Source organism: Edwardsiella hoshinae NBRC 105699 = ATCC 33379 (assembly GCF_000474215.1).
Classification (GTDB): domain Bacteria; phylum Pseudomonadota; class Gammaproteobacteria; order Enterobacterales; family Enterobacteriaceae; genus Edwardsiella; species Edwardsiella hoshinae.
In genome coordinates, this window is the sequence record NZ_BAUC01000109.1 from 1 (window position 1) to 520 (window position 520).

At 56.5% G+C, this 520-nt stretch carries 1 pseudogene; it reads left to right on the forward strand.

The features are described 5' to 3' along the window. A pseudogene (locus tag EHO01S_RS19115) lies at positions 1-520 on the forward strand (phage terminase large subunit); the annotation flags it as partial.

Consider the following 520-nt stretch of genomic DNA (forward strand, 5'->3'; position numbering starts at 1 on the left):
GACGTTGACCCTGCCGCCTGCGCCGAACGCCGTCGCCAGGTTGCCGATCCGGTATCGGGCTATGACTTCTTTGTTGCCACCTACTTTCCGCACTATATCCGCAACGCGGAGCGCAGCCAGTTGCATCACTACCTGTTTCAGCGCTTGCCGCAGGTTGTCGCCAGCTCTGTTGCCGAGAACGACGCGATCGCCGCTCCACGCGGTGAGGCTAAATCAACCCTGGTCACGCAGTTGTTTACCCTATGGTGTGTTATCCGGGGGATTAAACACTATCCGGTCATCATTATGGACAGTATCGATCAGGCGTATCCGATGCTGGAAGCCATCAAGGCTGAGCTGACCTTTAACCCGCGTTTAAAACACGATTTCCCGGCTGTTTGTGGTCAGGGGCGCGTGTGGCAGATGGGGACGGTTGTCACCGCCAATAACGTCAAAATCACCGTCGCCGGCTCAGGTAAAAAGCTCCGTGGCTTGCGTCATGGCCCTTACCGTCCCGATCTCATTCTCCTGGATGATATCG